At 53.9% G+C, this 6,868-nt stretch carries 8 protein-coding genes; 6 read left to right on the top strand and 2 right to left on the bottom strand.

From position 1 onward, the window contains the following. Positions 1 to 82 precede the first annotated feature (82 nt). The 4 genes from AC2FEE_RS24285 to AC2FEE_RS24270 all read left to right on the top strand — a co-directional run bounded on the left by AC2FEE_RS24285 (position 83) and on the right by AC2FEE_RS24270 (position 2,273). Positions 83 to 793, top strand: a complete 711-nt coding sequence (locus AC2FEE_RS24285) for a type IV secretory system conjugative DNA transfer family protein (RefSeq protein ID WP_496868002.1) — start codon at positions 83 to 85, stop codon at positions 791 to 793. A gap of 147 nt (positions 794 to 940) precedes the next feature. Beyond that, entirely contained in the window at positions 941 to 1,390 is a 450-nt protein-coding gene (locus tag AC2FEE_RS24280) for a hypothetical protein (RefSeq protein ID WP_496721123.1), read from the top strand. 3 nt (positions 1,391 to 1,393) lie between these two features. After that, on the top strand, positions 1,394 to 1,612 hold the full coding sequence (locus AC2FEE_RS24275; RefSeq protein ID WP_142639124.1) for a helix-turn-helix transcriptional regulator: 219 nt from the start codon (positions 1,394 to 1,396) through the stop codon (positions 1,610 to 1,612). A 37-nt stretch (positions 1,613 to 1,649) separates the two neighbouring features. Beyond that, on the top strand, positions 1,650 to 2,273 hold the full coding sequence (locus tag AC2FEE_RS24270; RefSeq protein ID WP_496868001.1) for a class I SAM-dependent methyltransferase: 624 nt from the start codon (positions 1,650 to 1,652) through the stop codon (positions 2,271 to 2,273). Positions 2,274 to 2,476: 203 nt separating this feature from the next. Here the strand turns inward: AC2FEE_RS24270 and AC2FEE_RS24265 are convergent, their stop codons facing one another. Both AC2FEE_RS24265 and AC2FEE_RS24260 read right to left on the bottom strand, forming a co-directional pair. Then, positions 2,477 to 2,842, bottom strand: coding sequence for a DoxX family protein (locus tag AC2FEE_RS24265; RefSeq protein WP_496868000.1), 366 nt, complete (start codon positions 2,840 to 2,842; stop codon positions 2,477 to 2,479). A 2-nt stretch (positions 2,843 to 2,844) separates the two neighbouring features. After that, the gene (locus tag AC2FEE_RS24260) at positions 2,845 to 3,870 is read right to left on the bottom strand and encodes a helix-turn-helix domain-containing protein (protein WP_496867999.1); all 1,026 of its coding nucleotides are present in this window, start codon (positions 3,868 to 3,870) and stop codon (positions 2,845 to 2,847) included. Between the two features lie 195 nt (positions 3,871 to 4,065). On the opposite strand from AC2FEE_RS24260, the gene AC2FEE_RS24255 reads away from it, so the two are divergent. Together AC2FEE_RS24255 and AC2FEE_RS24250 are read left to right on the top strand one after the other, a co-directional pair. Then, positions 4,066 to 5,406, top strand: a complete 1,341-nt coding sequence (locus AC2FEE_RS24255) for a metal-dependent hydrolase family protein (protein ID WP_496867998.1) — start codon at positions 4,066 to 4,068, stop codon at positions 5,404 to 5,406. A gap of 68 nt (positions 5,407 to 5,474) precedes the next feature. Then, complete coding sequence (locus tag AC2FEE_RS24250) at positions 5,475 to 6,827, top strand: metal-dependent hydrolase family protein (RefSeq protein ID WP_282121510.1); 1,353 nt, start codon at positions 5,475 to 5,477, stop codon at positions 6,825 to 6,827. The last annotated feature ends 41 nt before the right edge of the window (positions 6,828 to 6,868 follow it).

Genomic DNA, 6,868 nt, shown 5'->3' with positions numbered 1-6,868 from the left:
TAGATTGAAACTACAGCGAGCCTGATCCTCCTAAGCCAATCAAACGCTCGTGTTCCAAATCATTCGATGACGGACAAAGGTTTTGATCCTGCTCGATGAGTTCCAACGCCTCGGGCATCTGGAGCGTGTGGTCGAAGCCTATGACACCATGCGATCGTTCGGCGGCAGGCTCGTGGTGATTTCTCAAACGCTGTCACGCCTGCAGGACATCTATGGGCATGAAGGTGTACGGGCGATGCTGGCAAACGCTGGAACCCAGATGTTTGCCGCCTCAGAGGACTCTGAGGTGCGTGAACATGTGTCCAGGTCCATCGGGGACAAAACGGTCATGAGCAAATCAAAGTCACGGGCGCTGGGTAAAATGGAAATGGGCAGCATATCAGAGCGTGAAGAAGGCATTCGGCTGCTCCGGCCAGAACACGTTGGCCGATTGCCGGAAAACGAGGTTGTGCTGATCCGCGAAGGCAAGATGCCCGTGATTGCAAACAAGATTCGATATTTCGAAGATCCTTATTTCATGCAGTTCTTGGGTGGCAAAACTCCGAAGATCAAAGGCACACACCTCGATCTGGCCGTAGAGCAAGCCAGGGACACGGCAAAGGCGCTGGCTGATGCGAAACCGGCCCCTGCCCCGGTGAAAGAGGTTTCGGAAAAAGATCAGGAACTTCAGGCGGCATTTGATGCGCAGCGCACGGTAGCCAAAAGAAAGAGCAGGTCAGCCAAACAATTGGCGGTGGAGAAGTTGGCGGCGCAACCGTCGCGCCCAGTCGCAAACGCGCAGCACTCCAGTTGAAGGCGTAGATGCCAATCATCGAGCACGAGCTGCAACCATGCTTCGATAGTGAAGTATATTATTTTTGACACTGTGTATAATATTTCATACAAAGCGTAAACAATAATCGACTCACCAGAAGTGTCCTGTCCAAAAGGGATTTCAGAAATGACCTACCAAGATCGCAATACCGTCGTCTCGATCTTCGTGAACCTCGCCGTTAGTGCATTTGTTGTTTCACGGCTTCTGGATATGAATGCCTCTGGATCGTTTGATGGCCCAGACGCTGTGAACAACTGGGCCCGCATGGTGATCTGGCTGATCCCCCTGGGCGTCGTTGCCACCATCATCGGCACCATACTGTTCAACATTGGATTTGCGATTGTTACACACGAACCCAAACCCAGCTTCGTCGTTGATGAACGTGATAAGATGTTCGAGCGCCGTGGCAGCTACGCCACCATTATCTTCGCGGGTGCGGGTTTTGTCTCAGCCGTCGTCGCGATGGCTCTCAACGCATCAGCGCTCACCGGCTTCAACATCATCTATTTCGGAATGGCTTTCGGATCCCTGTCAGCAGATATTGTCAAATTTGCTAGCTATCGGCGGGGGTATTGATCCATGGGCAAGCTCAGGATCACCAACAACATTAGACGTCTACGCTTTGACGCTGATGAAATGACGCAAAAGGAACTCGCCGAAAAGGTTGGAGTCACCCGACAAACCATCGTTGCCATTGAAAACGCCAAATATTCACCAACGCTCGAACTGGCCATCTTGATTTCTCGTGTATTCGACAAGCCCCTCGAAAAAGTCTTCGACATCCAAGACGCCAGCTAAATCATCGCGTCTGCTGCACCCTACCAAAGGATTAGATATGTTCATCAAACCCACCCGGTTCTGGAATCTGATGGCGAGATCCTATGCCCGCCGTCCGGTCCAAAACCAAGCCGCGTATGAATACAAACTGGACATCACTGCAAGACACCTGTCCCCCCAAGATCGTGTCCTGGAATTTGGTTGTGGCACAGGTACGACGGCGCTCATTCACGCCCCAAAAGTCGCCCATATCGACGCCATCGACTATTCATCCGAAATGATCTCAATCGCCCGGGAAAAAGCCGACGCGCAGGGCAGCAAGAACATCAACTTTGAAGTCAGCGCGTTCGAGTGCTGGCCTATTCCGGCGAAGGGTCAACATTATGATGCCGTACTGGCTATGTCGATCCTGCACTTGGTACTGGATCTTGACGCGACACTGGATCGTGTTCGCAGTTCCTTGAAGGAAGGTGGCCTGTTCTTCAGCTCGGCAGTCTGCCTGGAAGGTCTCGAGAAGTTCGTCATACCAGCTCTCGGGACCATCGGCCTATTGCCCAAGATCCGCGTCCTGACGCAAGAAATCCTTGTAGAGCGTATGCAAGCTCATGGGTTCGAAATTGAACAAAAGTGGCGCCCCGAAACGGGTTCGACTGCTTTCATCATCGCAAGGAACAGCGGTTAGCTCGTTCGACTTCTGACAACACTGACCCAGCCGTTCATGCTCGCCGCCGAGAACTGCTGGAGAGAGCCCAGAGCAACTGATGCTGCACCAGGCACGAAGGACAGCATTGTGCAGAAAGCGGGCCTTGCAGAGCCGATAACTGGAGCCAGCTAAGGCTGTTCAATCGCTGACTTAGTAAACCCCAGATCAGTCGGTGGGCAAAATCAAAGAACGTCCAGAAGCTTCGTATACTCGATCCTCAGCACAAAGGCTGACAGTGTCCCTGTTATCGTCGCCGGTATACCCTGCTTCCAAGTATCGAACACTAGATGGCAGAATATCGCTCCAACAGATGTGCAGAGCAACGCAACTGCTCCTAACGGCCCGATCCACGACGATTGAAACCAGATGGCAATTGCCCCGAAAAGTTCCCCGCATCCGACGAGGAACATGATCTGCCTGTTGAGGCCGTAGCTTTCGAACATGCCCAACTGGATCTCAAAGACCTTCTTTTGCCACCCAAAAATCTTGATGGATGAAGCAAAGAGAAAAAATGCAGATAGAAGACCGATGACGATGTTCAGGAGCACTGCTAATCCTTCCGGTTTGATTTCTTGTAGGCTGCTGGAGATAGGCCCGTCCATTTACGGAAAGCTCTGGAGAAAGCTGTTGGGTCGGCATAGCCGAGCCTTTGCGCTGTCTCACCAACGGATTTATTGTCATTTGCCAGCAGGCGTTCGGCTTCTTCCTGCTTGATGCGCGCGATCACTTGGGACGCCGTTTGACCGTAAGGTTCCAGCCGGTTGTTCAGTGTTTCCTGATGAAAGCCGCAAAGGTCCGCAAGCTTTTCTACACCAAATCCTGAATCGGCAAGATGGACCCTGATCAGGCCTTCCAGTCCCGCAAGGAAATCCTGCGGGGCGGCCAGATCCTCATCCATAACCCTGTAGTCTGGGGGGTTTTCCAGTGCCTCTGGTCGTAATCTGTAACTTAACCAGTTGGAGGGAAACCTGATCGAAAAACCTTGAGGATTGCACTTGATTGCCCGAACGCCGTGAAACTGACCGGGCAGCGCATCCGGGTCACTGACGCGAAGAATGACCTGGTTGGGATCCCACCTGAAATCCAGGGCACGGTGCAACAGGGATATCCATATGCTCGTCAGAAACGCATCGATTTGGCTTGGAGAAACCGAAATCTGGAAGTTCCTTTTGGCACTGAAATACGCGTGCTCTCCTTCGACAAAGAGGGATTGCGTAACGGCATTGGATTCCTTGGAAACCGCTTGTGTGAATCTGGTAAAAAAGTCTCCCAATGTTAGGGCTTCTGCCAGCATATCGCCGAGCGGGAGAAATTTGACAAGGTCAACGGATTGCCCGACCCGTGCGCAAAAATCCGTTGAAGTGGCTTCTGCCACGGCCTGATAGATCTGGTAGACGGTATCGTGGCGCAGGAAATTCTTCGGGTCCATTACCTGCGCTTCGTTCAACCCCAGAGGATCAAGAACAAACGCGGGTTCGACCCCCACGCTGCGAAGCGCTGCGACAACCGGACCCGCAACTGAAGCCCTGACGAGAGGCAGCGACTGATCCGTGTTATTACCAAGTCTTCTTGTCATCTCTTCTCCAGAAATTCGCAATATTCCCGAGTGCAGGAAATTCCCACAATAAAATTATGAAATCTTGCAGCTTCCCAAAACTATTTTTCTCGAACCGGTAATCTGTCAGGCATTAAGTTATTCGAATTCTATAATGACTCCTAATTGCGCCTTTTGCGATTCTTGAAGATAGGAGCCCTAATGAACGGATGCCTGATGCGCATACTTGTGCCCGCAGTACTGGCTGCGAGCCATCTGTTTCCAACTCATGCCGCTTCACAGGAAGAAAGTTTCCCGATCCTTTTCACAAATGTTCATGTCTTTGACGGGGTGAACGAGGCGCGGATCGAGAACGCAAATGTTCTGGTCGTTGATAACCTGATCGCCGAGGTCTCGACTAAGCCGCTTGCCGTCGCCAATGCGCAAATCATCGACGGCGGTGCGCGCACGCTGATGCCCGGACTGATCGATGGCCACAACCATATCATGATGCCAGCGGCCCCCAATCAGGCGGTGAACGGCTGGCACTGGGGATATCTCAGTGCTGTCGTGGGCCGCGAGGCGGAGAAAATGCTCCTGCGCGGTTTCACCACGCTGCGAGATACAGGGGGCCCAGCCTACGGCATCGCCAGAGCAATTGACGAGGGTATTCTGCCGGGTCCGCGGGTCTATCCCAGCGGTCACTTCATCAGTCAGACTTCCGGCCACACGGATTTCCGCTCGTTCAACGAAAGCCATACGCGTGACAGAAGCAGCCGCAATGCCTTTGAAAGTGAGTTTGGTTTCATGGCAGACGGCCGGAGCGAAGTTCTCGCATACACCCGAGAAACGTTGCGCCGGGGGGCGACGCAGATCAAGATCAGCGTAGGTGGCGGGGTCGCCTCCGCCTTTGATCCTCTGGACACGGCGCAATTCACCTTCGATGAAATCAGAGCCGCCGTCGATGCGGCCGAGGACTGGAACACCTACGTCTTGGCGCACGCCTATACGGACCGCTCCGTTCTGCGCGCTGTGGAGGCCGGCGTTCGCAGTATCGACCATGGGACGTTGATCTCGGAACTGGACACCATGATCGCGATGCGGGACGCGGGTGTGATCTACAACCCTCAGGCCGTGGCCTTTACGCCAACTCCCGAGAGCGTGGCGTCGCTCCCGCCCGAAACCGTTGAAAAATCACGCCCGGTCGTCGAAGGGCTCGACAGGTCAATGCGTCTGGCAAAAGAAAGCGGCGTGACGATCACCTTCGGAACGGACGTCTTCGGCTCGCCCGAAGCGTTGGCCCGGCAGAACGAAGAATTTGAACTCAGAAAGCAATGGTTCACGTCGCATGAGATCCTGGTCCAGGCCACGTCAAACACCGCGAAACTGGTGGCAATGTCAGGTCCTCGAAATCCTTACACGGACGGACCGCTGGGCGTGATCGAAGCCGGTGCTTATGCAGACTTACTTCTGGTTGAAGGCAATCCGGTGGAAGATGCCGGACTACTGGTCGACTACACAAATAACATCGATCTGATCATGAAGGATGGCGTGATCTACAAGAACACACTCGACTGAGTGTCGCGTGGGGTGAACTTACCTCGGCACCCCGCGCACAAACTAATTTGTCTAAGGGAGAGAGGAACATGAATGCATCAAAACGGTTATTGGCGGCCGCAAGTGTGGTTGCCTTCTCGGCGTCCGCGTCATTTGCGCAGGATGGACCTGTTCAAACCCTGTTCACCAACGTGCATGTCTTTGACGGAATAAATGAGGCCCGAATAGAAAACGCCAATGTTCTGGTTGTCGATAACCTGATCGCAAAAGTCTCACCCGAACCTCTTTCGGTTGCAAGTGCCGAGGTCATCGACGGTGGGGGTCGCACCCTAATGCCGGGTTTGATTGATGCGCATGTGCACATGGCGATCACGGAGCCGGTTGCGGACCTCAGGGACAATTTTGATTGGATGTACTGGGGCGCCGTTTCCACGATCGAGGCGGAAAAGATGCTGTTGCGCGGCTTCACGTCCGTGCGCGATGCGGGTGGACCGGCGATTGGGCTTCAGAAAGCCATCGACCGGGGCAAGGCTGTCGGCCCGCGAATCTATCCGTCCGGCCCTGTGATCTCTCAAACCTCCGGGCATGGCGAGCATCGGCACTACACGGAACCGCACCCAAACTTCGAAGGTGCCTCGCCCTCATTCTTCAACCAGCACGTAGAGTTTCTTGCTGACGGTGTTCCAGAAGTTCTGCGGGCGACGCGGGAAGCGCTGCGTCTGGGCGCATCGCAAATCAAGATCATGGCCGGCGGAGGTGTGTCTTCCAGCGTAGACCCATTGCACACGGTTCAATTCTTACCGGAAGAACTGGAAGCTGCAGTCAAGGCTGCGGCAGATTGGGATACTTACGTTCTTGTGCACGTCTACAATGACGAGGGCATTCTGCGGTCCATCGAGGCAGGTGTGCAGAGCATCGATCATGCACAATTGATGACCGAGGTGTCGGCGCAGGCGATCAAGGACGCGGATGTTTGGGTTGTGCCATTCTTCTCGCTGCTGGGGCTGGATGCCGAAACAGTCACCAAAGCGCTTGGTCCGTTGGCTGCGCCCAAGTTCCTCGAGGTTCAGGGCGGGGCGAGAAACCAGATGCGGTTGCTGAAAGAATTCGGGATCGAAAAAGTCGCCTTTTCAACCGACATTATTGGGGATCCTGTCGCTCTCACAAAACAGAACGATGAGTTCAAGTACCGTCTCGAACAATGGTCGTCCTACGAAGTTCTTATGCAAGCAACGTCTAAAGCCGGTGAGTTGTTGGCCCTGTCAGGCAAACTCAACCCCTATCCCGAAGGCCAGCTCGGTGTGATTGCAGAAGGTGCGTATGCCGACATTCTACTGGTCGATGGCAACCCGGTCGAAGACGCGATGATCATGACCGACTACGAGAACAACTTCGATCTGATCATGAAAGACGGCGTGATCTACAAGAACACGCTGGAATGACTCTTGGACCGGCGGAGGTGCCTCCCTTTGTCGGCTGTTGA

The organism is Ruegeria sp. YTSC199 (assembly GCF_059609725.1).
The sequence above is the reverse complement of the archived record's forward strand: the minus strand, read 5'-3'. Positions and strand labels throughout refer to the sequence as shown.